This is a genomic window from Synechococcus sp. N19 (assembly GCF_900474045.1).
Lineage (GTDB): Bacteria > Cyanobacteriota > Cyanobacteriia > PCC-6307 > Cyanobiaceae > Parasynechococcus.
Genome location: NZ_UCNR01000007.1, coordinates 60533 through 84759, shown reverse-complemented (window position 1 = coordinate 84759; position 24227 = coordinate 60533). Strand labels below are relative to the sequence as shown.

The window sequence follows — 24227 nt, the reverse complement described above, 5'->3', positions numbered from 1 at the left end:
AGGGCGTTGCTAAGGCCCAGCATGGCGGGTAAACCCAGCCCCCCGTGTCGTCTGCCTTGACCGAAACAGGCCCGCAACCACTGCCCCGTCGGCGCCAGGTCCAGCTGCTCAAGGCCCTGGCCCTCGAGGCGGGATGGCGCCATCTGGCTCTGCTGAGTGGCCTGAGCACCCTCAACAGCTTGCTCGATATCGCCGGCCTCGGCCTGGCGGTAACGCTGCTGCTGGGATCAGGCTCCAGCACGGACGCCGCACCCCTGATCGGCGGCCTTCCCACTGCCGCCAGCCTCGGGCTGGTCGCGATCACCGGACCCTCCGGCAGCGGCAAGACCACCCTGCTCGATCGGATCTGCGGGTTGCTCCGCGAAGAAGACAGCCATTGGCAGCTGAGCTGCGATGGGGGGGGCTGGTCGCTGAGCGGGCTGGCCGGCGCTCGGCAGATGCACCAGCTGATCGCTTACGCGCCCCAGAACGCCGTGCTGTTTGAGGCCAACCTGCGCGAGAACCTGCTGCTGGGGGCGAATCGCCACCAAGACGACATCGAGACCTGGCTACAACTGCTGGGGCTGGCCCACCTGCTTCAGCGCCAGGGCGGGCTGGATGCACCGCTCGCCCTGGCGCAGGATCCGTTTTCAGGTGGCGAGATTCACCGGTTCGGCCTGCTGCGCGCCTGGCTGCGCGACAAGCCTATGGAGGTGCTCGATGAGCCCACCGCTTTCCTCGATGCCAAGGCCGCTGAGCAGGTTCGTTAGGTGATTCGCGAACGCACCGAGCAACGGCTGATGCTGATCAGCAGTCATGACCCGGAGCTCCTGGCCCAGGCCGATCAGGTGATCACGGTGCAGCCGAGCCCTGCATCGTTTCTAGCAACGGCGCAAGCACGAAACGCCTGAGATGCAGGCGTGGATGCGGGAGCTGTAGTCGCGGGTGCTCCAGCCGCAGCTCACCCCAGAACAACAGATCCAGATCGAGGCTGCGCGGCCCCCAGAGCTGTTCCCGCGATCGGTCGCGGCCGAACTGCTGTTCCAACCGCTGGAGCTCATCCAGCAATTGCAGTGCGGAGGCCTCGCTTGGCGAGGCTCGCAGCCCCTCCACCAGCATCACGGCATTGCAGTAGCGAGGCTGGTCCGGGGGGCCACCTACGGGGGCGGTGTCGTGCAGGGATGACCAGCGGCAAACCAGCTCCTGATCGGACCAGACCCTCAGCAGATCCTCCAGCAAAGGCCGCACCGCCACCAACGTCTCGCGCGGCGATCCCGCCGCACTGGGTCGGTTCGCCCCCAGCGCCACCGCAACAGAAGCGTCATCGATGGAGGGCATCAGCGAGACTGGCGCGCACGAACGGGCTGAACGCGTCCATGGTGGCAACCGGAGTAGCGGTGAAGGACGACCAGGCCACCCGCGCCTTTCCGCTGGCAGCGATCACGGGCCATGGCACGTTGAAGCTGGCCCTCCTGCTGGCGGCTGTGGATCCTGGATTGGGCGGTGTGGTGATCGCGGGGGGACGCGGCACCGGCAAATCAGTTCTGGCACGGGGCCTGCATGCTCTGCTGCCCCCGATCGACATCCTCGATTCAGAGGGAGGGGTGGGACGCAACCTCGATCCCCAGAAGCCGGAGGAATGGGACGACGCCACCCGTGAGCGGATCACAGGCGAAGCACCGTCCACAGTGATCCCCGCCCCCTTCGTCCAGATTCCCCTGGGCATCACCGAAGACCGCCTGGTGGGTGCCGTTGATGTGGCTGCATCGCTCTCCAGCGGCAGCGCTGTGTTTCAGCCAGGCCTGCTGGCGGATGCGCACCGCGGCGTGCTCTACGTGGACGAGCTCAACCTCCTGGATGACGGCATCGTCAACCTGATGCTGGCGGCCGTGGGCAGCGGCGAGAACCGTGTGGAGCGCGAAGGTCTCAGCCTCAGCCATCCCTGTCGGCCGCTGCTAATCGCCACCTACAACCCTGAGGAGGGCAACGTCCGCGATCACCTGCTGGATCGCTTTGCCATCGCACTCTCGGCCAATCAGCTTGTGAGCACCGAGCAGCGGGTGGAAATCACCAATGCGGTGATCAGCCATGGCCAATGCAGCCGCAGCTTTGCCGAAAAGTGGGGAGAGGAGACCGACGCCCTAGCCACCCAACTACTGCTGGCCCGCCAGTGGCTGCCGGATGTGCAGATCAGCGGCGAACAAATCGAGTACCTGGTGACTGAGGCCATCCGCGGTGGCGTTGAAGGGCACCGCTCCGAGCTCTACGCGGTGCGGGTGGCCAAGGCACATGCCGCCCTCAGCGGCCGGGATCAGGTGGAAGCCGAAGACCTTCAGGTGGCCGTCGCCTTGGTGATCGCGCCGCGGGCGTCCCAGATGCCCCCTCCGGATCAGCAGATGGAGCCACCGCCACCGCAGGACCAGGAACCGCCGCCGCCGCCGCCCCAGGATCAGGGCGATCAGCAGCAGGACAACCCGCCACCACCACCGGAGGGATCCGGCGACGAGGACAACGACCCGCCGGAGGACAACAGCGAAGACGACACCAGCGACGATGACGAGGGTGACGGCGAAGAGGATCAGGCTCCACCGGCGGTGCCCGAGGAGTTCATGCTCGATCCCGAAGCGATCGAGGTGGACCCCGATCTGCTGCTGTTTAATGCCGCGAAGGCGAAAAGCGGCAACAGCGGCAGCCGCTCCGTGGTGCTGAGCGACAGCCGTGGTCGCTACGTGAAACCGATGCTGCCCCGAGGGCCGGTGCGCCGCATCGCCGTGGATGCCACCCTGCGGGCAGCGGCGCCTTACCAGAAGATTCGCCGTGAGCGGGAACCGGGCCGCTCCGTGATCGTGGAAGAGGGCGACCTTCGGGCCAAGTTGCTGCAGCGCAAGGCTGGTGCTCTGGTGGTGTTCCTCGTGGATGCCAGCGGCTCGATGGCCCTGAACCGAATGCAGAGCGCCAAAGGCGCCGTGATCCGCCTGCTCACCGAGGCCTACGAAAACCGCGATGAAGTTGCTCTGATCCCCTTCCGCGGGGATCAGGCAGAAGTGCTGCTGCCTCCAACCCGCTCGATCACGGCGGCCCGGCGCCGGCTGGAATCGATGCCCTGTGGCGGCGGTTCGCCCCTGGCCCATGGCCTCACGCAGGCGGCCCGCGTTGGCGCCAATGCCTTGGCCACTGGGGATCTCGGCCAGGTGGTGGTGGTGGCCATCACCGACGGTCGCGGCAACGTGCCCCTGAGCACCTCTCTGGGGCAACCAGAACTGGAGGGCGAAGAGAAGCCCGATCTCAAGCAAGAGGTGCTGGATGTGGCCGCCCGCTACCGGATGCTCGGGATCAAGCTGCTGGTGATCGACACCGAGCGCAAGTTCATCGGCAGCGGCATGGGGAAAGACCTGGCTGAAGCCGCAGGCGGCAAATACGTACAGCTACCCAAGGCCAGCGATCAAGCGATCGCAGCGGTTGCGATGGACGCCATCAGCAGCATTTAAAAGGCACGATATCGAGCCTGACTCGTACCAATATTGAAAGGATATCGTGCTTACTGAGCGGTTTGCGCCGGATAGATCTCTCCGAACAATTCACCCAAGCCGATGGTGAGATTGCGCACGCCCTCCATGAACTCGGGATCACCTGTGAGTCGAGCCACGTCGCCACCCACGGCATCGATCGTGGCGGTGAGCTGGGCGGCATTGGCAGCCGTCTGTTGGAGCTCACTCAGCGTCTGGGGGTTGTCGAGGGAAGCCACGATGTTGTTCAAGTGAGCCGTTGCCAACTCCAGATTGCGGATCACGGGAGCAGCCTTGACCAGCTCATCCTGAAGCCGCACCGTCAGCAGCTCAAATGACTTCGTGGTGGCCTCAATCTGCTCAAGCGAGGCCGCCACATTGGGGATCACCCGCTCGTCCTGAACCTGTGCAAGCAGCTCCTGCATGGTTGCAGTCACGGTGGAAAGGCTGGGGACCTCTTGCCCCACAACAGTTCCACCGCTGCAAAGTTGTCGCGTTGGCTGACAGCCAGGCGCTTGAGGGAGGGGTGCATCCGGAGGAAGCGGGGTTCCGCTACTGACCAAGGCCACCTGGGCGCTCCCCCCCAACAAGGAAGCCGAGCCCACCGTGGCGGTCACAGGCAGCGGCAGGCGCAGATCAGCTTTGTTGATTTCGAGCTCGGCCACCACCGACTCAGATGTGACCGAAATCGAGCGCACTGAACCCACCAGGATGCCCCGATAGGTGACAGGAGAACGCTCGGCCAAACCTGCCGCATCGTTAAAAAGGGCGGTCAGCGTCCAATGGCTTGATCCCAAACGAACCCCGCGAAGCCAGAGGGCGGTGGAGGAGAATCCGATGATGCCGCCGATCAACGTGAATCCGACGATGGCATCACGAACGCTGCGTCGCATGGTGATCAGTGCTCCGCCGGTTGCATTGGTCCGCGCAGGCTACCCGTCCTGAACTGGACGACATAGGGATTTTCTGTGGTGCGAAACGCCTCCACCGACCCTTCCCACCGGAACTGTCCGTCGTAAAGCATCAACACCCGTTCCGCAGACCGTTCGATCGTGCTGCGTACGTGGCTCACCACCACTGAACATCCATGAGCCACGGTGGTGGTTTTGACAATCAAGTCCTCGATCCGCGTGCACGCCACGGGGTCAAGCCCAGCGGTGGGCTCGTCGTACAACAGCAAGGGCATCGATTGATCCCCCCTCTGAGGATCATCAATCAGGGCACGGGCAAAGCTCACCCGCTTCTGCATCCCTCCACTCAACTCACCGGCATAGAGGTGAGCCACGTCATAGAGCCCCACCGCCTCCAGGCAGGCATGCACACGATCGCGAATCTCTTGCCGCGACAGCTGTGCCCGTTCCCGCAGCAGAAAGCCAACGTTCTCCTCAACCGTGAGCGATGCCAACAGAGCGGGGTTTTGAAACACCAGCCGCACATCCGGTGGATCGGTCTGGTCCAGCCGCAGGTAGGTCTGGGCTTTGTTGAACAAGCGCAACTCACCACTGGTGGGCAACTGCAAACCGGCAAGCAGGCGCAACACCGTTGACTTGCCAGCCCCCGATGGGCCCACCACGGCCAAGCGCTCCCCTGCATGCAGGGTCAGGTTGACCCGATCCAGAACAGGCCGAGGCCCCCACTGCATCGTGAGGTCCCGCATCTCCACGACGGTTTGAAGCTGCGGCACGGTCTGGGCCGAAATACAAAGACATCCTGCCGCCTTTCCACAAGCTCCGTACAGTTCGGTGAACTTGCGAATCAAGCCGTCCCTTGGCGCTGAAGCCCCCAACAAGCAGACGCCAAGCCCGGATGATGCGCGATCAGCGGCGACGGGATCTGATGACCCGATCCCAACGGGCCGTGCGCTGGTTGCAACCTGGCCTGGTCGTCAAACGCTGGCTGCTCACCTCCGGCCTGGGTCTGTTGATGGCGCTGCTGGGGGCCGCCGTCTGGGCCGACCTGAAGCCGATCTACTGGATTCTGGAAACACTGAGCTGGCTGCTGAGCAGCCTCACCACCGTGTTACCCCGGGAGATCACTGGCCCGCTGGTGGTGCTCATCGGCAGCGGTCTTTTGCTCTGGGGGCAAAGCCGCAGCTTCGGCTCAATTCAACAGGCTCTCGCTCCCGACAAAGACACCGTGCTGGTGGATGCCCTGCGGGCCAAAAGCCGCTTGAACAGGGGGCCCAACATCGTGGCCATCGGCGGAGGGACAGGCTTATCAACCTTGCTGAGCGGTCTGAAGCGTTACAGCAGCCACATCACCGCCATCGTCACCGTCGCTGACGACGGCGGCAGCAGCGGGGTGCTCCGCCGGGAACTGGGGGTGCTTCCCCCGGGCGACATCCGCAACTGCTTGGCCGCCCTGTCCACCGAAGAGCCACTGCTCACACGCCTGTTCCAATACCGCTTTGCCGCCGGGAGCGGTTTGGAGGGGCACAGCTTCGGCAATCTGTTTCTCTCTGCCCTCTCAGCGATCACGGGCAATCTGGAAACAGCAATCACCGCATCAAGTCGTGTGCTGGCCGTACAAGGTCAGGTGGTGCCCGCCACCAACGTGGATGTACGGCTCTGGGCCGAACTTGAAAACGGCCAACGGATCGAAGGTGAAAGCAACATCGGCCACGCCCCCAGCCCCATTGTTCGCCTGGGCTGCAGTCCTGAACGACCGCCGGCCCTGCCACGGGCACTCGAAGCGATCGCCAATGCCGACCTGATCGTGCTCGGACCGGGCAGCCTTTACACATCCCTGCTCCCCAATCTGCTAGTGCCGGAATTGGTGGGCGCCATCAAACGCAGCAAGGCCCCTAGGCTCTACATCTGCAACCTGATGACGCAACCCGGCGAGACCGATGGCCTGGATGTGCGCGGTCACATCCGGGCCATCGAGGCACAGCTCGCCACCCTCGGCATTGAGCCCAGACTGTTCAATGCCGTCCTGGCCCAGGACGACCTGCCCGATTCAGACCTGGTGCGGTACTACCAAAGCCGCGGCGCTGATCCGGTGCGTTGCGATGCGGAAGGACTCCGCTCAGACGGCTACGACGTCACTCAAGCACCACTGCAGGGAGTGAGGCCAACAGCAACGCTGCGCCACGACTCGCGCAGCCTTGCCCTTGCGGTGATGCGCTTCTACCGAACCCATCGACGAGAACGCGATCAATAGGCGTCCTGCATTTCATAGAAATCAGGCTGGACGTAGTCCTTACGCAACGGCCATCCTTTCCAGTCCTCTGGCATCAACAAGCGTTTGGGATGCGGGTGCCCCTCAAATTGGATGCCGTACATGTCGAAGGTTTCGCGCTCCTGCCAATCGGCGCCACGGAACAGTCCATAGATCGACGGCAGCGAGGGGGTGCCTTCACGATCGAGGAAGACCTTGATCCTCACTTCCCGCAGCTTGGCTGAGGGATCGGCCGCCATGGCTTCCACCTTTTCCGCCATCGCCAGGAAGTGATAGAAGCAGACCAGCTGCTCACCGGGGCCTTCGTCGTAGCCCCCTTGGCACTGGAGATAGTCGAAACCGTTGCTCTTGAGCGCCGCAGCGATCATCGGGAGAACCGGAGCGTCAACGCCGATCTGTTCAACACCGAGATGATCAGGCTCGAGGCTGTTGTGGTCAAAGCCCTGCTTGTTCAGCCATTGGCTCACCGGACCAGGCTCGGGAGCAACAACCGCACCCGCGTCATCCGAGGCGGCTGTCTTCTTGGAAGGGGTTTCGCTCATGACTCGACAGGTTCAGCAGCAGGGGTGAGCACGGCGGCATCGGTGGCCAAAGTCTGACCGGCCGGCGCTGCAGCCAGGGCAGCTTTCTGAGATTCAGCCCGAAGGTAAGAACCTGTCACGACAGGTTCAACGCGCTTCATCTGATGGGAGACCGTCATGTAGCGATGGATCTGCTGGTGCTTGCGCCGCTCCGCCAGCGACTCATCGCCAACTTTCTTGCGCAGTTTGATCACGGCATCAAAGATCGCTTCGGGGCGGGGCGGACAGCCCGGCATGTAGAGATCCACCGGAATCAATTTGTCGACGCCGCGCACTGCAGTCGTGGAATCAGCGCTGAACATGCCGCCTGTGATGGTGCATGCACCCATGGCGATCACGTATTTCGGCTCGGGCATCTGCTCATAAAGCCGCACCAGGGCGGGCGCCATCTTCATGGTCACGGTGCCCGCCACAATCAGAAGGTCGGCCTGACGCGGCGAGCTGCGGGGAACAAGACCGAAACGGTCGAAATCGAAGCGGGACCCAAGAAGAGCAGCAAATTCAATGAAGCAGCAGGCCGTTCCATAGAGAAGAGGCCAGAGACTGCTCAACCGAGCCCAGTTGTGCAGGTCATCCAGACTGGTGAGGATGACGTTCTCGCTGAGATCATTGGTGACCGTTGGGGCACCAATCGGACCGCAGCTGGCTTCGCGCAGATCGCGAACAGCAGCAATGGAGGGGGATGTGTTCTCAGACATAACTAGCTCCACTCAAGGGCGCCTTTCCGCCAGGCGTAGGCCAATGCCACCAGCAAAATGGCGATGAAGATAAGGGCCTCGATGAAGGCCAGCAAGCCGAGACGGTTGAACGCCACAGCCCAGGGATAAAGGAACACTGTCTCGACATCGAAGATGACGAAGACCAGCGCAAACATGTAGTAGCGGATATTGAATTGAATCCAGGCCCCGCCAATGGGCTCCATACCGGATTCATAGGTGAGCTGGCGCTCGCCGGCACGGCTTTTTGGCGCCACCAATTTGTTGGTGATCAGCGCCAAGGCAGGCACTGCAGCCGCAATCAGCAGAAACCCCAGAAAGGCGTCGTAGCCGGGCAGGGCAAACATGGAGGTCCCCGTAGACCGAGCCAGTCTGGCATTCACCGCCTGGAGTTGTCGTCGATAGAGTCGATTGGCCCAGCAACACAGCGGTGAGCGACGAACAACAGTCCGTCCAGCCGGTCGAAACCACCGAAGCGGTGGAACCAGCGGTTGAGACCGCTCCGGAGAGCGACCCACGGACCCACCGTTTCGAATGTCGCAGCTGCGGCTACGTCTATGACCCCGACGAAGGGGTCAAGAAGGTTGGGATCGAACCCGGCACGGCCTTCGAGGATCTCGACGCAATGGCCTTCCGCTGCCCGGTCTGCCGCAGCAAGGTGGCCGCCTTCCGCGACATCGGTCCGCGCGCCAAGGCCAGCGGTTTCGATGAGAACCTCGATTTCGGCCTTGGGGTGAACCGGATGACCCCCGGGCAGAAGAATGTTCTGATCTTCGGCAGCCTTGCCCTCGGCTTCGCCTTTTTCCTGTCCCTTTATTCCCTGCGCTGAGGCCCACCCATGAAACGCCTGTTGAACACTGTCAGCCAGCTTTTGCTGGTGCTTGTGCTGGGGGTGAGCCTCAGCGGCTGCGTCACCACCCACGTGCCCACGGCCAGCACGAGTCCGTGGCAGGCCATGGATCTCGACACCCAGGCCAACCCGCTGGATGTTGCCTTCACCGACAGCCGCCACGGCTACCTGGTGGGCAGCAACCGGATGATCCGGGAAACCAACGACGGGGGTGCCCATTGGAATGAGCGCAGCCTTGATCTGCCCGATGAAGAGAACTTCCGTCTGATCAGCATCGACTTCAATGGCGATGAAGGCTGGATCGCCGGTCAACCCGGGTTACTGATGCACAGCGACGACGGCGGCCAGAACTGGACCCGCCTGTTCCTCGACACCAAATTGCCCGGCGAGCCCTACCTGATCACAGCGTTGGGCAGCCATTCCGCAGAGCTCGCCACCAACGTGGGCGCGGTTTACGAGACCCATAACGACGGCAGTAGCTGGGAAGCCAAGGTGACCGATGCGGCGGGTGCGGTGCGGGATCTGCGTCGCAGCAAGGACGGCAGCTACGTGAGCGTGAGTGGCCTCGGCAACTTCTACGCCACATGGGAACCGGGTGATTCCGTCTGGCAGGTGCACCAACGCGTGAGCAGCCAGCGGCTGCAAAGCATCGGCTTCCAACCCGACGGCAATCTCTGGATGGTGGCCCGCGGCGCACAAATCCGCCTTAACGATGAGCCAGGCAACTTCGACAGCTGGAGCAAAGCCATCATCCCGATCACCAACGGCTACGGCTACATGGATCTGGCCTGGGATGACGACGGCGCCATCTGGGCCGGCGGTGGCAACGGCACCCTGCTGGTGAGCCGGGACGGCGGTGACAGCTGGGAGAACGACCCCGTCGGGGACCGTCAACCCAGCAACTTCACCCGCATGGTCTTCGACGGAGAGCACGCCTTTGTGCTGGGTGAGCGGGGCAACCTGCTGCGTTGGGTGGGCAACGCTGTGTAACTGCGGCAACGCCTCAGCCTCAGCTCACCTGAGCCACCTCCTAAGATCATCTTCCTGACACGCCCAACGCCATGGCCGCCGGCTCAACAGGAGAACGCCCGTTCTTCGAAATCATCACGAGCATCCGTTACTGGGTGATTCACGCCGTGACACTGCCTTCCATCTTTTTGGCAGGGTTCCTGTTCGTGTCCACCGGCCTGGCCTACGACGCCTTCGGAACACCTCGTCCCGACGCCTATTTCCAGGCTTCGGAAAGCAAAGCTCCTGTGGTAAGCCAGCGCTACGAGGGCAAATCAGAACTCGACATCCGTCTGAAATAAGCCATGACTCAAGCTCCTCCTGTCGCCACAACGCCACGCAATTACCCGATCTTCACGGTGCGTTGGCTGGCGTTGCACACCCTCGGCATCCCGACGGTGTTTTTCCTGGGCGCCCTTGCCGCGATGCAGTTCATCCGCCGCTGATCCGAACCATGGAACGCAATCCCAATCCCAACAACCTGCCGGTTGAGCTCAACCGCACCAGCCTGTATCTCGGTCTGCTGTTTGTCTTCGTGACCGGCGTGCTCATGTCCAGCTACTTCTTCAACTGAGGATTATTCGATGAGCGGAAAAAAATCTCCCTATCCCGACGGTCGAATTCCCGATCGCAATCCCGATGGCACACCGGCTGTTCCCTGGAGAAGCCGCTGGACCGAAGGCGTCCTTCCCCTCTGGCTGGTGGCCACTGCAGGTGGAATGGCCGTTCTGTTCGTTGTGGGTCTGTTCTTCTATGGCTCCTACACCGGTGTCGGTTCCGCCTGATCGAAAACCACTTACGAAATAAAAAAACCCACTGGTCTCTGTCCAGCGGGCTTTTTTAATGCAGCAACGCTGCGACGACTGCAGCCTGACGGCAAGCGATCAGACGCCGTAAAAGGAGCGATACCAATCGGCGAAACGCTGCACGCCAGTTTCGATCGGCGTTGAGGGCTTGAAGCCCACCCACTCCTCCAGAGCTGCGGTATTGGCTGCAGTGGCCACCACATCGCCCGACTGCATGGGCTGGAAATCCTTCATGGCTTCGCAACCCAGGGCCTCCTCCATCACCTCGATGAAGCGCAGCAAAGGCGTGGGCTGGCTGTTGCCGATGTTGAACACCCGGTGCGGTGCCGCGGCCGTGGCGGGATCAGGGGCCAGGGGGTCGAAGTCGGGGTTTGCGGTGGCTGGTTTATCGCAACAGCGCAGCACCCCCTCCACGATGTCGTCGATGTAGGTGAAGTCGCGCTGCATCTGGCCGTGGTTGAACACCCGTATCGGGTTCCCCGCCAGGATCGCTTTGGCGAACAACATCGGTGCCATGTCGGGCCGGCCCCAGGGGCCATACACGGTGAAAAAGCGCAGGCCCGTGGCCGGCAGCCCATAGAGATGGCTGTAGGTGTGGGCCATCAATTCGTTGGCCTTCTTGCTGGCGGCATAGAGGCTCACTGGGTGATTCACCGGTTGGCGCTCATCGAAGGGCAGATTGCGGTTTCCGCCGTACACCGAACTGCTCGAGGCATAGACAAGGTTTTCAGTGCCGTGGTGGCGGCAACCTTCCAGCAGATGGCCAAAGCCCACAAGATTGCTCTGGATGTAAGCCGCCGGATTCTCCAGGGAGTAACGGACCCCGGCCTGAGCCGCCAAGTTGACCACCACTGTCGGCTTCTCGGCAGCAAACAACGCCATCAGGTCATCGCCGTCCTCCAAGGCCATTTCCACAAAGCGCCAAGCACCCTCCCTGGCGACCGCCTGGATCTGACGCAACCTCGCCTGCTTGAGAGACGGGTCGTAGTAATCGTTGAGATTATCGAGGCCGACAACCCGATCTCCGCGCTGCAACAGGCGGATCGACAGGGCTGCACCGATGAATCCAGCGGCACCCGTTACCAGAATGGTGCATGTCACGATGCTCCGTTGCCGATACGCCAGAGGGTCAAGCCGGCCGCACGAATCTCTTCCGGATTGACCACAGAACGTGCATCAAACACCCAAGCAGGGCGTCGCATCCGCTGCGCCAGATCACGCCAGTTCAAAGCCTTGTAGTGCTCCCACTCCGTGAGAATCAACACCGCATCAGCACCAGCCACAGCCTCCTCAACGCTCCCCGCACTCCACCAGCTGCCCTGACCACTCAAGGCCTGCGCCGTTGGCCCTGTTTCTGAATCCGGTGCTATCGAGTCCAACTTAAGATCCCGATAGATCTGAGAGGGCTCAACCTTGGGATCATGAATGGCCAACTGAGCGCCTTCTTCCAGAAGATCTGAAGCGATCCGAATCGCAGGAGCTTCACGGGTGTCGTTCGTATCGGCTTTAAATGCAAAACCGAGAATCGCCAACCGCTTCCCGGTCACCGTGCCAAACAACCGCTGCACGATCAGCCTGGCGATCCGATGCTGCTGCCAGGTGTTGAGCGCAACGACGCTCTCCCAGTAATCGGCCACCTCGGGCAAGCCGAAGTGACGGCAGAGGTACACCAGGTTGAGGATGTCTTTCTGAAAACAACTACCACCGAAACCGGGGCCTGACTGCAGAAATTTCGGTCCAATCCGACTGTCGGTTCCAATCGCCCGGGCCACCTCCTGCACATCAGCCCCCGTGGACTCACAAAGTGCGGCGACGGAATTGATCGAGCTGATCCTCTGGGCCAGAAATGCATTGGCAGTGAGCTTGGAGAGCTCACTGCTCCACAAATTGGTGCGGAGAATCTTGTCCTTCGCCACCCACTGCCCGTAGATGCCGGCGAGGGCATCGATCGATGTATCGTCCTCCCCACCGATCAACACACGGTCTGGATTCTCCAGATCAGAAATCGCGGTGCCTTCAGCCAGAAATTCCGGATTGGAGAGCACCGCAAAGGTTCGGGGCTCTTCACCATTCTCAACGGGCTCTTGAGCTGCCTCGAGAATGGTGCGGATTGCTTCGGCCGTGCGCACCGGCAACGTGCTTTTTTCCACCACGATGGTGTGACCACTGGAGGCCTTGGCTACCTGACGGGCACAGGCCTCGACCCAACGCAGATCACTGGCCTGACCGGCACCAAGACCCTTCACCTTGGTGGGCGTGTTCACCGAAATGAACACCATGTCGGCGGCAGCAATCGCACCATCCACATCGGTCGAGAAGTGGAGGTTGCGGCCCCGCGCTCGAGCCACCACTGCATCCAACCCGGGCTCGTAAACAGGCAACCGGCTCAGGTCTGCATCATTCCAAGCCGCAATGCGGTGATCATTCAGATCGACAACCGTGACCTGAACGTCAGGACAGCGGTCGGCAATTACCGCCATGGTCGGACCGCCAACGTAGCCGGCACCCATGCAACAGATGCGTTGAACGGTCATGCCCGGACTCCCTGAGTTTGCGTGGCCTGCTGGTCGAGGACCTTGCGGAACCATTCGATCGTGGGAATCAGACCGTTTTCCAATGAAACGGTCGGGCTCCAACTGAGTTCCCGCTGCGCCAGATCAATCACAGGCTGTCGCTGCAGCGGATCATCTGCAGGCAGAGGTTTCTCGATCAGCGGAAGGTCCGGATTGATGCGCGCACGGACAAGCTCGGCCAGCTGCCGAATTGTGAATTCACCGGGGTTGCCGATGTTCATCGGACCGGTGTGAGACCCATCCATCAAGCGAATCATTCCCTCCACAAGGTCATCCACAAAGCAGAAGGAACGGGTCTGCGAACCATCGCCGTACAAGGTCAGCGGCTCTCCCTTGAGCGCCTGAACAATGAAGTTGCTGACCACACGGCCATCATCAGGAAGCATCCGAGGGCCGTAAGTGTTGAAAATCCGCATTACCCGGATTTCCACGTCATGCATCCGCTGGTAGTCAAAACACAGTGTTTCAGCGATGCGCTTGCCCTCGTCATAACAACTGCGGATTCCGATAGTGTTCACGCAACCGCGGTAGCTCTCCGGCTGTGGATGCACCTCCGGATCGCCATACACCTCGCTCGTACTGGCCAGGAGCAGCCGAGCACCCACACGGCGTGCCAGCCCCAACATGTTGTAAGTGCCGAGAAAGCTGGTCTTGGCAGTTTTGATCGGATTGAACTGGTAATGAACGGGCGATGCCGGGCATGCCAGGTGCCAAATGCGATCACATTCCAAACGGATCGGATCGGTAACGTCGTGCCGGATCAGTTCAAACCTGGGATGACCGATCCACTGGCTGATGTTGCTTTTGCGGCCAGTGAAATAGTTGTCAAGGCAAATCACTTCCTGCCTGGCCTGCATCAGGCGATCAACCAGATGTGAGCCGACAAAGCCAGCCCCTCCAGTCACCAGGTTGATCAACGCCCAATCCCCGAACGTCCGAAAAATTACCACGCATGTCTTTGTTCCGTTCCCTTACAGGGACTTGAGAATCGCCACAAGTGCTTCCCGGTCATCGAGCCGGATGCAACGCTCCTCTCCAGACTGCTGAAGTGGCTTTAAACGCAGTTCACCCCGCTCCGCCTCATCATCGCCAAGCACCAGGGCCCAGCGAGCTCCACGGCGGTGTGCACGTTTGAACTGCTTCCCGAAGGCTGAACCCGAGTCATCAAGGACCACCACCAGACCGTTGCCCCGCAAATCGCGTGCCAGCGCCAGAGCGGCAGCCGAAGCCTGCACGCCACGATTGACAATGAAGACATCAGGTAGCGAGGCAGCCACTAGGCCAGCCGCCCTGCCTTCGGGGTCAACCTCAGCCGAGGCTTCAAGCACCAGGAGCAGCCTTTCCATTCCCAAGGCCCAACCGATGGCGGGCGTCGTTGCCCCGCCGAGTTGCGCGATCAAGCCGTCGTAGCGACCACCACCGCAGACGGTGGCCTGAGCACCCAACCGATCGCTGGTGATCTCAAAGGCGGTGTGGCTGTAATAGTCCAGGCCCCGCACCAGTCGGGGGTTCAATCGGAAAGGGATCTCCAGGGCAGTCAAGCCCTGCTGCACCGCTTCAAAGCGCTGACGGCTCTCAGGGCTGAGGGCATCGGCCAGGGTTGGCGCATCCTTCAGCAGAGCCTGCGTGTCTTTGTTCTTCGAGTCCAGGATGCGCAGAGGATTGGTACTGAGCCGGGCCTGGGAATCGGGATCGAGAGCCTCAGACCGCTGCTCCAGCCAATGCACCAGCGCCGCTCGGTAGGCCTGGCGATCCTCTGATGACCCGAGGCTGTTGAGTTCCAGCTCCAGGCCACCCACCCCGAGGCGAGCCAACAAATCCCAGGCAAGAGCAATCACCTCAACGTCGCTGCGGGCGCTTTCCGCGCCAAGCCACTCCACCCCGATCTGATGAAACTGTCGCTGCCGACCAGCCTGAGGCCGCTCGTAGCGAAACATCGGACCGGCGTACCAAAGCTTCTGCGCACCTTGGCTCAGCAGTCCATGTTGGAGTGCAGCCCGCACCACCGAGGCCGTGCCCTCCGGCCGCAGCGTGCAGGAGCGATCGCCGCGATCCTGAAAGCTATACATCTCCTTACCCACCACATCGGTGGCTGCACCGATGCCACGGCAGAACAGGTCCGTCGTCTCCAGAAGCGGCGTCCGAATCTCACCAAACCCAGAACGCTGGAAATGCTCCCGCGCCACAGCCTCCACCGCTTGCCAGCGCTGAAGCGCCTCCGGCAGCAGATCCACCATGCCCCTGAGGCTCTGGAGCTGACTCACGTACGGGATTCAAGTACAGCGACTCAGTCTGCCCGCTGGCGGCAGTTGCTTCAAAATCAGACCGTGTTGTGAATCCTGCAAAAGATGGGCAGCCGCGTTTTGGTCACAGGCGGCGCCGGTTTCATCGGCAGCCACACCTGCCTCGTTCTGCTCGAGGCCGGTTACGACCTGCTGATCCTGGACAACTTTGCCAACAGCTCTCCAGAAGCCCTAACCAGGGTGGCCGCTGTCACCAACGTTGCTCTAGGCAGCCAACGGCTGCAGATCCAGCGAGGGGACATCCGCGATCCCATCACCCTCGATGGGCTCTTTTCAGCGGCTGCCGCCAACGGTCGTCCCTTTGATGCCGTTGTCCATTTCGCCGGTCTCAAAGCGGTTGGCGAATCTATTGAAAAGCCGCTTCTCTACTGGGATATAAATGTCGCGGGCTCACGAACTCTGCTCGCGGCCATGGATGCCCATGCCTGCCGCACCCTTGTCTTCAGCAGCAGCGCCACCGTCTACGGATACCCCGTAACCGTTCCGATCCCTGAATCGGCACCCATCCAACCCAACAACCCATACGGCTTTTCTAAAGCCGCTGTTGAGCAGATGCTCACGGATCTCAACAGCAGCGCTCCAAACACTTGGCGCATCGCATCCCTCCGATACTTCAACCCCGTGGGCGCCCATCCCAGCGGTCGCATCGGAGAAGACCCTCTGGGAATCCCCAACAACCTCTTTCCTTTCGTGACCCAAGTCGCTGTCGGCCGCCGTGATCAGCTCCGGGTATTCGGCAGCGACTGGCCAACCCATGACGGCACGGGCGTTCGCGATTACATCCACGTAATGGATCTGGCAGAAGGCCACAAAGCCGCCCTCACCACCCTGCTCAATCAGGGGCCACAGCACCTCACCTGCAACCTCGGCAGCGGCGATGGGGTCAGTGTTCTTGACGTGATCAACGCCTTCTCCGCCGCCAGCGGACAAGACATTCCCTATGCCCTCGTCGACCGACGGCCTGGCGATGCCGCCGTCACCGTCGCCGATCCCTCACACGCCGCTGACATTCTCCAGTGGCGAACGAAGCGAACGCTCGGCGACATCTGCCGCGATGGTTGGGCCTGGCAGCAGGCCAATCCCATGGGCTACCGACAATCCGCATGACGACCGGCGAGACACTGCTATTAGCCGGCGGCGGCCACAGCCATTCACTACTGCTCAAACGCTGGGCGATGCAGCCGGAGCGACGCCCAGTGCAGAGCATCACCCTGGTCAACCGCTCCAGCACAGCCCTGTATTCCGGCATGGTGCCGGGCCTGATCGCCGGCATCTACCAACGCGACGAGCTCGCCATCGACCTGCGTCAGCTCTGTGACAGGGCCGGGGTCGCCTTTGTTGAAGCGGAAATCACCGGATTAGACGCCGAACAGAACTGTCTGCACCTGCGTGACCGTCCTGCGCTCCACTTCAACTGGCTGAGCCTGGATGTGGGAGCGGTGAGTCGACCGAACAGCAGGGGGATTCCGATCAAGCCATTGGAAGCCGCACTCGCCTTCCTCGAAAGCGAAGACCCAAGCGATCCCAGGCCACTGCGGGTGATCGGAGCGGGAGCAGCCGGCCTGGAAGTCGTCCTGGCGCTGCGGCGCCGCTGGCCGCAGCGGGCGCTGCAGCTGCAACAGCGCATGGGACAGCTAGATCCAGCCGTCCAACACGTGCTGCGAAAGGCCAATATCGCCGTCACCGACGACGACAGTTACCACAACGGACCCAGCCTGCTCTGCACGGGAAGCCAGGGCCCCGCCTGGCTGGCGACGACTGGTCTGCCCTTAACTCCCGATGGCCGGGTCCGCACCGATCGCCACCTCAGGGTCGAAGGCCATCCATGCCTGTTCGCCAGCGGCGACTGTGCCGTGATTAGCGCATCACCCCGGCCGGCGTCTGGGGTGTGGGCGGTGCGCGCCGGACGCCCCTTGGCCATCAATCTGGAAGCGGCCTGCAAGGGGCACCCCCTGCGGCCCTGGCATCCCCAGCGCAAGGCGCTGCAGCTCATCGGCAGTCATCAAGATGCCGCCTGGGCACGTTGGGGCGGCTGGCGACTGGGGCCATCCCGCCTGCTTTGGCACCTGAAGCAACGCATTGATCGGGCCTTCATGACTGGATTTCTGCAGCCAGCAGCGATGGCCGATGCAGCACCGATGGCCTGCCGGGGCTGCGCGGCCAAGTTGCCGGCCCAACCCCTGGCAGCAGCACTGGAGCGGGTGGGGCTTAGCGGACAGCCCGAAGACGCTGCCCATCTCGCTGGGCATCCAGGACTCCTGCAGAGCACGGATGGCTTTCCGGCCCTGGTGAGTGACCCCTGGCTCAACGGACGTCTGACGGCCCTGCACGCCTGCTCTGATCTCTGGGCCTGCGGTGCCCCGGTCTCCAGCGTCATGGCAACGGTCACGCTGCCGATGGTTTCAGCCGACGAACAGCAGGAGCTGCTGGTGCAGACCCTGTCGGGCATCCGCTCGGTTCTGGATGAACAGTGCGCCGAGCTGATCGGTGGACACACGATGGAATCCCGCAGCGCCTCACCGCTGCCGACCAGCCTCGGGGTGCAGATCACCCTCACGGTGAACGGCAACAGCCCCCAATTGCCCTGGCTGAAAACAGGACTGCGCCCAGGAGATGCCCTGCTGATCAGTCGCCCCCTGGGCACCGGGGTGCTGTTTGCAGGGGCCATGAGTGGCGCCACAAGGGCGGCTGATCTGGATACTGCACTGCAGACCATGGCCTGCAGCCAGCACACGCTGCTTGACCAGATCGAGCCGATCCGCGGGGGCATTCACGCCTGCACCGACATCACCGGTTTCGGCCTGCTTGGGCATCTGGGCGAAATGCTCCAGAACAGTCCAGGACTGACCATCGAACTGGAGGGTTCTGCCATCCCGGCATACCCCGGTGCACTTGCGCTGTTCGAACGCGGCATCTCCAGCACGCTGGCCCCCTCGAACCGTGCTGCCTGGCGATGGCTCGAAGGTCCGGTTCAGCTAAGAGACCACGCGTCCCCGGCCTTGCTCGAACTGCTGGTGGACCCACAGACCTGTGGCCCCTTGCTGCTGGCCTGCACCAGCAAAGCCGCCGCTCAACTCACTCGGAACGGCCCATGGCTTCAAATCGGCAACGCAACAGCCGCGCATGACTGAGGTCGTTTGCACGTTGGTCACAGTTGTAACCCCCCTGCACAACTTGTGATTGCAGGGGTTTGAGCTTGCGCTCCATAGCCTGTGAAGGTCCACTGCTGGCCAGCCAGAGCTCCGAAGGCAACGGCGGCGCGGCCAGACGTTTCTCCAGATCGTCAGCATCACCCCAGGGCACGGGATCCGATGGGATCCGCCCCATGGCAACTTCCATTCGATCGCTGAGATTGAGCAAACGGGCCCGCGGGCCATAACGCTCCACGAGGCCACCGGTGCGCTGGCTGATCAGACGGAACTGATCCTGTTCACGCACTCCCCCCAGAGCGGGATCCAGTTCGGCAAAACCCGGCCCCCACCAACTGGCCAACAACACGCCCAGCACCCCAACGGCACAGCCGCGGCCAAGGCGATTGAGGTTCAGAGCACCGAACTGAACCGCCAGAACAGGAAGCACACAGCCGGCACCAGCACCACGAAATAACGGCTGAAGGCCATCGGCTTCACGAACGACACCAGCACAACTCCAACCACCATCAACAGGGACAGGGTCAAGCCGCTTCGATCCAGGACACCAGTCTCAGGCCAAGAAAAACCAGTGCAGCCCTCCCCAACGCTATAGAGCTCATCACTCCACAAGGGTGTGGCATCAATCAAAAAAAGGCTTGAAGTGCAAAGGCACTTCAAATCAAAGAGGGGAGAAATAGCCACCTGTTGTTCATCACGACTTGTCCTGAGCCTCACGGCGAAGCCTGTTCAACTCCTGTCCCAAAGCAGGACCAGAGCTCCAGCCAGAGGCCAGGAGCTGACGAGCGGTCTTCGGCGATTTGATCTTCCGCCAGCGCCCCCACCAGCGCAAAAGAGGCTTCCATTGAACGGGCATCAGACAGATCAGCAGAGCGACGCTTTCAGCCTTCGCACCACGCTCCTCCAGGGCCTCTGACCAAACCGACGGGAGCGACGACACCCTTGGGCCATCCGCGAGAAGCCATTGCTTCAAATCCAGCATCTGGTGTAACCACTGCTGCTGCTGACCCGGAAGCTGAAGTCGCTGCGCAACGCGCAACGGATGGCTGGTACCGGACACCAAAGCCAACATAAGGGGAAGCTCCAGCCGCTGAGCCCAGTGCAGACGCCGCATCAGTAGCGGATCGCCCTGCAGGCTCGGATCAATCAGCGACAAAGCCTGCCATTGCTGCAGACAAGAGATGGCCTGTTCCCAAGGTTCATGCTGGAACAAACGGTCGAGTTCCATCCTCAGACGGGTCGAGAGCGCCGGTGGGGCCGCCGTAGCTGAAGCGCTGGTGGACCAAGCCCAGGGCCAAGCCTGAATGGTTTGGGTGATTTGATCCTCCGTTTGTTCATCCAACGTGAAGCCCAGTCGAGCGGCATAGCGCGCTGCCCTGATCACGCGCGTGGGGTCATCCCGAATGCTGTGGTCATGCAGCAGTGTCAATTGCTTGTCGGTCAACCCGCGTTGACCCGAATGGGAATCAACCAACTGCTCCGCCATGAGATCAATGGCCATGGCATTGATCGTGAAATCCCGCCGGAGAAGATCCTGCTGCAACGTGCCGGGTTCCACCTTGGGATTCTGAGCGGGAACCGGGTAGATCTCCCGCCGGGCTGATGCCAAATCAACGGGGATTCCATCGAAGCGCAGTGCAACTGTCCCGTAAGCCCCGTAATGCTGCACATCCGTGACCCGTTGCGAACCACAGCGCTGCAACAGCGCGTCAGTGAGGGCCAGAGCATCCCCCTCAACAACCCAATCCAGATCGGGAACACCGGCCCATGGAACACCATGCAGCTGATGCAGCAACAGGTCTCGGACCACGCCACCCACGAGGGCCAGCCGCGTCACTCCTGCGTCTTGAGCAGCACCACGAAACTCAGACGCTAACGATGGCGGCACACCCGGCAGATCCAATGCGTGGTGCTTCGGTCGGCAGCTCAATCATCACGCATCTGCATGGGATTGACCGCTTGCGATCAATCGCCTCAACCAACAGGCTCGATTGGGGCGAGGCGCGGATCAAGGATCTTGGGGCCCATCCCTACGAACTTGACCGCGATAGACACCTTTTCGCCACTACCGAAGGTATGGGTGATCTCGCCAACACCGAAGCTGGCATGCAACACCTGGTCACCCACCTGCCAGCTCCGACCGGGAGCTGGCCCTGCCTGACGTCGCCGCACCGCATTCGCGGGGGCCGATGACGGTTTGTCCCGATCCACACGGGTGAGCCGTTCCAGGCGCCGCTCGCGCCGAAGCGCTGCACCACCACTCTGGGGAATGTCCCCCTGCACCAGGGCCTCCGGCAGCTCCGAAAGAAACACCGACGGAACCGCCGCCTCACGCATGCCACCCCAAAGACGCCGCTCACTGGCATGGGATAGGAACAAACGCTCCTTCGCCCGGGTGATGCCCACATAGCAAAGACGTCGTTCTTCCTCCAGTGATGCCGGATCGTCGAGGGAGCGATAGCTGGGGAAGAGTCCCTGCTCCAAACCCACCAGGCAGACCACAGGAAATTCCAATCCCTTGCTGCTGTGCAGTGTCATCAAGGTGACACGGTCCGCAGCGGTGTCCTTGCTGTCGGCATCACTGGAGAGTGCAGCACTGGCCAGGAATCCCTCCAGATCTCCCTCCTCGTTCTCCTCCTGGTACTGAAGAGCGGCGTTCACCAATTCCTGCAGGTTGCGACGCCGTTCCTCGGCCTCATCGGTGCCATCAGCGATCAGCTCGCTGACATAACCGCTTTTCTCCATCACCTGCTGAATCAGTTCTGAGGGAGCCACCTCACGGCTGCGCGACTGGAGATCGTTCACCAGATCGCAGAACTGCAGCAGCCCCTTGGCGGAACGACCGCCCAGGGAACGTACCGCTTCAGGGTCACTCACCACATCCCACAGCGGAATGCCCAGTTGATTGGCCGCATCGGTGAGCCGCTGGATCGTGGTCTTGCCGATACCGCGCTTGGGCACATTGATCACCCGCAGCAGGCTGACGGTGTCCGCCGGATTGATCAGGAGCCGGAGATATGCCAGAAGATCCTTGATCTCACGCCGGTCGTAGAAGCGCAGTCCCCCGACCACGATGTAAGGAATTCCCCAACGCACCAGCGATTCCTCGATCGCACGGGACTGGGCATTGGTGCGATAAAGCACGGCCATGTCACCCCAACTGAGCTCGGGATTGGCCGCTTCCATCGTGCGCAACCGGTGCACCACGGCTTCCGCTTCAGCGATTTCGTCATCGCAGCGGGTGAGAGAGATCAATTCCCCCTCACCACGTGTGGGTCGCAACACCTTGTCGATCCGTTCGCTGTTGTTGGAAATCAGCGCGTTGGCCGCTTCAAGGATCGTGGCGGTGGAGCGGTAATTCTCCTCCAGCTTCACCATCGTGCGCGTGGCCTCATCCGGAGCCTGATCACCGAAATCGTCCTGAAAACCCATCAGGATCGTGAAATCTGCAGCCCGGAAGCTGTAGATGCTCTGGTCGGCGTCACCCACTACAAACACAGAACGCCCGGCCCAATCGTCGTAATCCTGCGGATCCTTGCCATCGGTCACCAGCAGCTTGATCAGGTCGTACTGGGTGCGATTGGTGTCCTGATACTCATCAACCAGAACATGACGGAAGCGGCGGTGCCAGTAGCTGCGCACCTGCTCGTTTTGCTGCAAAAGCTGTACAGGGAGGAGCAGCAAATCGTCAAAATCGAGGGCATTGTTGGCAGCAAGCGCCTTTCGATAACGCCGGTAAACATCAGCCGTGAGCTTGCCCCGCTGTCCATCGGCATTGGCCTCGAGCTGATCGGGCAGCCAGCCCTGGTTTTTGGCGTTACTGATGGCCCAACGGGTCTTCTTGGGATCGAAGCGCTTCGGATCAAGCTGCAATTCCTGGGTGACGATTTCCTTGACTAGGCTCTGGGCATCCGCTTCGTCATAAATAGAGAACTGCTTGGTCCAGGTGAGCCCTTCGGCGTCCTTGAACTTATCGATGTCGTAACGCAGCATTCGCGCGAATAACGCGTGAAAGGTGCCGATCCATAATTCTTTGGTCACCTCGCGGTAGATGCGCGAGCGCAACTGACGCTGCTCCACCGGCGGCAGAGTGCTCCAGGGTTGGCCAAATTGCCCCTGCGCAAGCCTCTGAGACAGAAGCAACTCGAGCCGCTCCTTCATCTCCCGAGCGGCTTTGTTGGTGAAAGTAACAGCCAAAATCTGCGCCGGATCTGCACCGTGCTCACCAATTAGGTGGGCGATGCGATGGGTGAGAGCCCTCGTCTTGCCGCTGCCGGCTCCGGCAACAACCAACATGGGGCCTTGATAGTGATCGACAGCCCTGCGCTGGGCATCATTAAGGCCATCCAGGAAGCTCATAGTGACTTATTGTAGGCATAGTGCGCAGTGATGATCGACAACTGCAAAACAAATTTTGTCGCGACCTTGGAATCCATATGAAAGCTCACATTTCCAGACCAGACACACGCAGGCTAATAAATAGATTCACTGAACGGTTGCAACAATCCACAAGACACCCAAGAACGCCTTAAAGACATCCAAAAAAGATGCAATATAACAGTTCACATCAAAAATTTAATCATACTAATTAGGCAACAAATTCACTTTCAAACCACGTACTCCCCATAACCATGGGGCCAATGAATTAGGCTTGGACCATCCATAGCCCTAAACGATGGCTCCCAAGAAGCCTGCAGGCAGAGTCGATTTGTCATTAGTAATATGCACATATGGCAGAACAAAGCAATTGGCAGAGGTTATTCAATCAATTAGATGTCAATCAGTGGCGCCAAAAGAAATTATAATCGTAGACCAAAATCCGCCCGGATTCCTAGACAACTTACTAGAAGATTGCGCAGGCAAGCTAAATATTGTTCATAAAAGAGTCTCATTCACTGGAGCCTCAAAAGCAAGAAATTTTGGAGCAAGCATCGCCACAAGTGATCTAATTGCATTCCCCGACGACGATTGCACTTACAGAGAAGATACAATAAAAAATGTCATACGCGCATTCGAACGAGATGACGAACTTGGAGTATTAATAGCAGGAAAAGACGAAATTTTAAATGCTACCCCTAAAGTCAATCAGGCGGAAAATGCAATGATAGAAATACATACAATATTGGATCTATTCAGGGCCAAGGCGGAAACATCCAATATTTTTGCACGGAAAAAAGTATTAAGCAAATTAGAATATATTTTTGATGTCAACATCGGCCCAGGGGAAGTCACAGAATGGGCCTCAAATGAAGAAACAGATTTACTGGTAAGACTGCTACAAAAGAATGTACTCATAGCGAAAGACGAAACAATCAGAATTATTCATCATTCTTGCCAGGGCTCACTAAAGAAAACGCTGCAGTACGGGATGGGCAGATATGAACTAATCAAAAGAAATAATCTTGGTATTTTTATCTACTTTATAAATCTTTTGCAACCAATTGCGCGACTCATTCTTAAGCCAAGACTCAAGTATATTCCAACATGCTTTATGACGATAATCGGAAGATCTGGTCTAATTAATACTTTGATTTCTGTCTGGAAAACAAAAAACTTAGCCAGAACAAGGTAAATAA

General features: G+C 60.5%; 26 protein-coding genes. 12 read left to right on the top strand and 14 right to left on the bottom strand.

Features of this window, described 5'->3' with window-relative positions:
* The first annotated feature begins 44 nt into the window (after nt 1-44).
* The gene (locus DXY02_RS03745) at nt 45-749 is read left to right on the top strand and encodes an ATP-binding cassette domain-containing protein (protein ID WP_244276134.1); all 705 of its coding nucleotides are present in this window, start codon (nt 45-47) and stop codon (nt 747-749) included.
* A gap of 82 nt (nt 750-831) precedes the next feature.
* On the opposite strand, the gene folK is transcribed toward DXY02_RS03745, so the two are convergent.
* Nucleotides 832-1317 carry a 2-amino-4-hydroxy-6-hydroxymethyldihydropteridine diphosphokinase gene (folK, locus tag DXY02_RS03740; protein WP_114988090.1) on the bottom strand — a complete coding sequence of 162 codons (486 nt, stop codon included), beginning with the start codon at nt 1315-1317 and terminating at the stop codon, nt 832-834.
* A gap of 38 nt (nt 1318-1355) precedes the next feature.
* Here folK and DXY02_RS03735 point away from each other — a divergent pair, with 38 nt between their 5' ends.
* Nucleotides 1356-3467: a magnesium chelatase subunit D family protein gene (locus tag DXY02_RS03735; RefSeq protein WP_114988089.1), complete on the top strand. Its 2112-nt coding sequence runs from the start codon at nt 1356-1358 to the stop codon at nt 3465-3467.
* Nucleotides 3468-3517: 50 nt separating this feature from the next.
* Here the strand turns inward: DXY02_RS03735 and DXY02_RS03730 are convergent, their stop codons facing one another.
* Together DXY02_RS03730 and DXY02_RS03725 are read right to left on the bottom strand one after the other, a co-directional pair.
* A complete protein-coding gene (locus DXY02_RS03730; RefSeq protein WP_114988088.1) occupies nt 3518-4378 on the bottom strand; it encodes an MlaD family protein in 861 nt (286 codons plus the stop codon).
* Between the two features lie 5 nt (nt 4379-4383).
* A complete protein-coding gene (locus DXY02_RS03725) occupies nt 4384-5142 on the bottom strand; it encodes an ABC transporter ATP-binding protein (protein ID WP_170951471.1) in 759 nt (252 codons plus the stop codon).
* Nucleotides 5143-5291: 149 nt separating this feature from the next.
* Between DXY02_RS03725 and yvcK the strand changes: the two genes are divergently transcribed.
* Complete coding sequence (gene yvcK / locus DXY02_RS03720) at nt 5292-6647, top strand: gluconeogenesis factor YvcK family protein (protein WP_114988087.1); 1356 nt, start codon at nt 5292-5294, stop codon at nt 6645-6647.
* Here yvcK and DXY02_RS03715 read toward each other — a convergent pair.
* Genes DXY02_RS03715 through DXY02_RS03705 form a run of 3 tightly spaced genes read right to left on the bottom strand, consistent with a single transcriptional unit; the run spans nt 6641 to nt 8309 of the window.
* Nucleotides 6641-7207: an NAD(P)H-quinone oxidoreductase subunit J gene (locus DXY02_RS03715; RefSeq protein WP_114988086.1), complete on the bottom strand. Its 567-nt coding sequence runs from the start codon at nt 7205-7207 to the stop codon at nt 6641-6643. The two genes, yvcK and DXY02_RS03715, sit on opposite strands and share 7 nt — an antisense overlap.
* Nucleotides 7204-7944 (bottom strand): NADH-quinone oxidoreductase subunit NuoB, encoded by a 741-nt coding sequence (gene nuoB / locus DXY02_RS03710; protein WP_114988085.1) that lies wholly within the window; start codon nt 7942-7944, stop codon nt 7204-7206. The genes DXY02_RS03715 and nuoB overlap by 4 nt, the downstream gene beginning before the upstream one ends.
* 2 nt (nt 7945-7946) lie before the next feature.
* Nucleotides 7947-8309 (bottom strand): NAD(P)H-quinone oxidoreductase subunit 3, encoded by a 363-nt coding sequence (locus DXY02_RS03705; RefSeq protein WP_038551549.1) that lies wholly within the window; start codon nt 8307-8309, stop codon nt 7947-7949.
* Nucleotides 8310-8392: 83 nt separating this feature from the next.
* On the opposite strand from DXY02_RS03705, the gene DXY02_RS03700 reads away from it, so the two are divergent.
* From DXY02_RS03700 to DXY02_RS03675, 6 genes are all read left to right on the top strand, one after another.
* A complete protein-coding gene (locus DXY02_RS03700; protein ID WP_114988084.1) occupies nt 8393-8791 on the top strand; it encodes a rubredoxin in 399 nt (132 codons plus the stop codon).
* A 9-nt stretch (nt 8792-8800) separates the two neighbouring features.
* Entirely contained in the window at nt 8801-9802 is a 1002-nt protein-coding gene (locus DXY02_RS03695; protein ID WP_114988083.1) for a photosynthesis system II assembly factor Ycf48, read from the top strand.
* A 71-nt stretch (nt 9803-9873) separates the two neighbouring features.
* A complete protein-coding gene (psbE, locus tag DXY02_RS03690; RefSeq protein ID WP_006850675.1) occupies nt 9874-10122 on the top strand; it encodes a cytochrome b559 subunit alpha in 249 nt (82 codons plus the stop codon).
* Between the two features lie 3 nt (nt 10123-10125).
* Nucleotides 10126-10266, top strand: coding sequence for a cytochrome b559 subunit beta (gene psbF / locus DXY02_RS03685; protein WP_006851435.1), 141 nt, complete (start codon nt 10126-10128; stop codon nt 10264-10266).
* Between the two features lie 8 nt (nt 10267-10274).
* Nucleotides 10275-10394 (top strand): photosystem II reaction center protein L, encoded by a 120-nt coding sequence (locus tag DXY02_RS03680; RefSeq protein ID WP_006852026.1) that lies wholly within the window; start codon nt 10275-10277, stop codon nt 10392-10394.
* Between the two features lie 10 nt (nt 10395-10404).
* Entirely contained in the window at nt 10405-10605 is a 201-nt protein-coding gene (locus DXY02_RS03675; RefSeq protein ID WP_011363231.1) for a photosystem II reaction center protein J, read from the top strand.
* Nucleotides 10606-10704: 99 nt separating this feature from the next.
* On the opposite strand, the gene DXY02_RS03670 is transcribed toward DXY02_RS03675, so the two are convergent.
* The 4 genes from DXY02_RS03670 to hisS are packed head-to-tail and all read right to left on the bottom strand — an operon-like array spanning nt 10705 to nt 15463.
* Nucleotides 10705-11727 carry an NAD-dependent epimerase gene (locus DXY02_RS03670; RefSeq protein ID WP_114988082.1) on the bottom strand — a complete coding sequence of 341 codons (1023 nt, stop codon included), beginning with the start codon at nt 11725-11727 and terminating at the stop codon, nt 10705-10707.
* Nucleotides 11724-13160 carry a nucleotide sugar dehydrogenase gene (locus DXY02_RS03665; protein ID WP_114988081.1) on the bottom strand — a complete coding sequence of 479 codons (1437 nt, stop codon included), beginning with the start codon at nt 13158-13160 and terminating at the stop codon, nt 11724-11726. The genes DXY02_RS03670 and DXY02_RS03665 overlap by 4 nt, the downstream gene beginning before the upstream one ends.
* On the bottom strand, nt 13157-14113 hold the full coding sequence (locus DXY02_RS03660) for a UDP-glucuronic acid decarboxylase family protein (RefSeq protein WP_256377296.1): 957 nt from the start codon (nt 14111-14113) through the stop codon (nt 13157-13159). Before DXY02_RS03660 ends, DXY02_RS03665 begins: the two co-directional genes overlap by 4 nt.
* A gap of 57 nt (nt 14114-14170) precedes the next feature.
* The gene (gene hisS, locus DXY02_RS03655) at nt 14171-15463 is read right to left on the bottom strand and encodes a histidine--tRNA ligase (protein ID WP_114988080.1); all 1293 of its coding nucleotides are present in this window, start codon (nt 15461-15463) and stop codon (nt 14171-14173) included.
* Nucleotides 15464-15547: 84 nt separating this feature from the next.
* Between hisS and galE the strand changes: the two genes are divergently transcribed.
* Together galE and selD are read left to right on the top strand one after the other, a co-directional pair.
* The gene (galE, locus tag DXY02_RS03650) at nt 15548-16609 is read left to right on the top strand and encodes a UDP-glucose 4-epimerase GalE (protein ID WP_114988079.1); all 1062 of its coding nucleotides are present in this window, start codon (nt 15548-15550) and stop codon (nt 16607-16609) included.
* Nucleotides 16606-18633: a selenide, water dikinase SelD gene (gene selD / locus DXY02_RS03645; RefSeq protein ID WP_114988078.1), complete on the top strand. Its 2028-nt coding sequence runs from the start codon at nt 16606-16608 to the stop codon at nt 18631-18633. The genes galE and selD overlap by 4 nt, the downstream gene beginning before the upstream one ends.
* Here the strand turns inward: selD and DXY02_RS03640 are convergent.
* From DXY02_RS03640 to DXY02_RS03630, 4 genes are all read right to left on the bottom strand, one after another.
* Nucleotides 18578-19081, bottom strand: coding sequence for a hypothetical protein (locus DXY02_RS03640; protein WP_179948724.1), 504 nt, complete (start codon nt 19079-19081; stop codon nt 18578-18580). The genes selD and DXY02_RS03640 overlap by 56 nt on opposite strands.
* Nucleotides 19045-19179, bottom strand: coding sequence for a hypothetical protein (locus tag DXY02_RS13050; protein WP_256377293.1), 135 nt, complete (start codon nt 19177-19179; stop codon nt 19045-19047). Before DXY02_RS13050 ends, DXY02_RS03640 begins: the two co-directional genes overlap by 37 nt.
* 166 nt (nt 19180-19345) lie before the next feature.
* A complete protein-coding gene (locus DXY02_RS03635) occupies nt 19346-20488 on the bottom strand; it encodes a CCA tRNA nucleotidyltransferase (RefSeq protein ID WP_371639911.1) in 1143 nt (380 codons plus the stop codon).
* 137 nt (nt 20489-20625) lie between these two features.
* Nucleotides 20626-23010, bottom strand: coding sequence for a UvrD-helicase domain-containing protein (locus DXY02_RS03630; RefSeq protein ID WP_114988076.1), 2385 nt, complete (start codon nt 23008-23010; stop codon nt 20626-20628).
* A 316-nt stretch (nt 23011-23326) separates the two neighbouring features.
* On the opposite strand from DXY02_RS03630, the gene DXY02_RS03625 reads away from it, so the two are divergent.
* The gene (locus DXY02_RS03625; protein ID WP_114988075.1) at nt 23327-24223 is read left to right on the top strand and encodes a glycosyltransferase family 2 protein; all 897 of its coding nucleotides are present in this window, start codon (nt 23327-23329) and stop codon (nt 24221-24223) included.
* The last annotated feature ends 4 nt before the right edge of the window (nt 24224-24227 follow it).

Bases quoted from the DNA above. Each gene is read 5' to 3' on its own strand.
- folK (WP_114988090.1), bottom strand. From the start codon at position 1,317: ATGCCCTCCATCGATGACGCTTCTGTTGCGGTGGCGCTGGGGGCGAAC.
- DXY02_RS03735 (WP_114988089.1), top strand. From the start codon at position 1,356: ATGGTGGCAACCGGAGTAGCGGTGAAGGACGACCAGGCCACCCGCGCC.
- DXY02_RS03730 (WP_114988088.1), bottom strand. From the start codon at position 4,378: ATGCGACGCAGCGTTCGTGATGCCATCGTCGGATTCACGTTGATCGGC.
- DXY02_RS03725 (WP_170951471.1), bottom strand. From the start codon at position 5,142: ATGCGGGACCTCACGATGCAGTGGGGGCCTCGGCCTGTTCTGGATCGG.
- yvcK (WP_114988087.1), top strand. From the start codon at position 5,292: ATGATGCGCGATCAGCGGCGACGGGATCTGATGACCCGATCCCAACGG.
- DXY02_RS03715 (WP_114988086.1), bottom strand. From the start codon at position 7,207: ATGAGCGAAACCCCTTCCAAGAAGACAGCCGCCTCGGATGACGCGGGT.
- nuoB (WP_114988085.1), bottom strand. From the start codon at position 7,944: ATGTCTGAGAACACATCCCCCTCCATTGCTGCTGTTCGCGATCTGCGC.
- DXY02_RS03705 (WP_038551549.1), bottom strand. From the start codon at position 8,309: ATGTTTGCCCTGCCCGGCTACGACGCCTTTCTGGGGTTTCTGCTGATT.
- DXY02_RS03695 (WP_114988083.1), top strand. From the start codon at position 8,801: ATGAAACGCCTGTTGAACACTGTCAGCCAGCTTTTGCTGGTGCTTGTG.
- psbE (WP_006850675.1), top strand. From the start codon at position 9,874: ATGGCCGCCGGCTCAACAGGAGAACGCCCGTTCTTCGAAATCATCACG.
- psbF (WP_006851435.1), top strand. From the start codon at position 10,126: ATGACTCAAGCTCCTCCTGTCGCCACAACGCCACGCAATTACCCGATC.
- DXY02_RS03680 (WP_006852026.1), top strand. From the start codon at position 10,275: ATGGAACGCAATCCCAATCCCAACAACCTGCCGGTTGAGCTCAACCGC.
- DXY02_RS03675 (WP_011363231.1), top strand. From the start codon at position 10,405: ATGAGCGGAAAAAAATCTCCCTATCCCGACGGTCGAATTCCCGATCGC.
- DXY02_RS03665 (WP_114988081.1), bottom strand. From the start codon at position 13,160: ATGACCGTTCAACGCATCTGTTGCATGGGTGCCGGCTACGTTGGCGGT.
- galE (WP_114988079.1), top strand. From the start codon at position 15,548: ATGGGCAGCCGCGTTTTGGTCACAGGCGGCGCCGGTTTCATCGGCAGC.
- selD (WP_114988078.1), top strand. From the start codon at position 16,606: ATGACGACCGGCGAGACACTGCTATTAGCCGGCGGCGGCCACAGCCAT.
- DXY02_RS03630 (WP_114988076.1), bottom strand. From the start codon at position 23,010: ATGAGCTTCCTGGATGGCCTTAATGATGCCCAGCGCAGGGCTGTCGAT.
- DXY02_RS03625 (WP_114988075.1), top strand. From the start codon at position 23,327: ATGGCTCCCAAGAAGCCTGCAGGCAGAGTCGATTTGTCATTAGTAATA.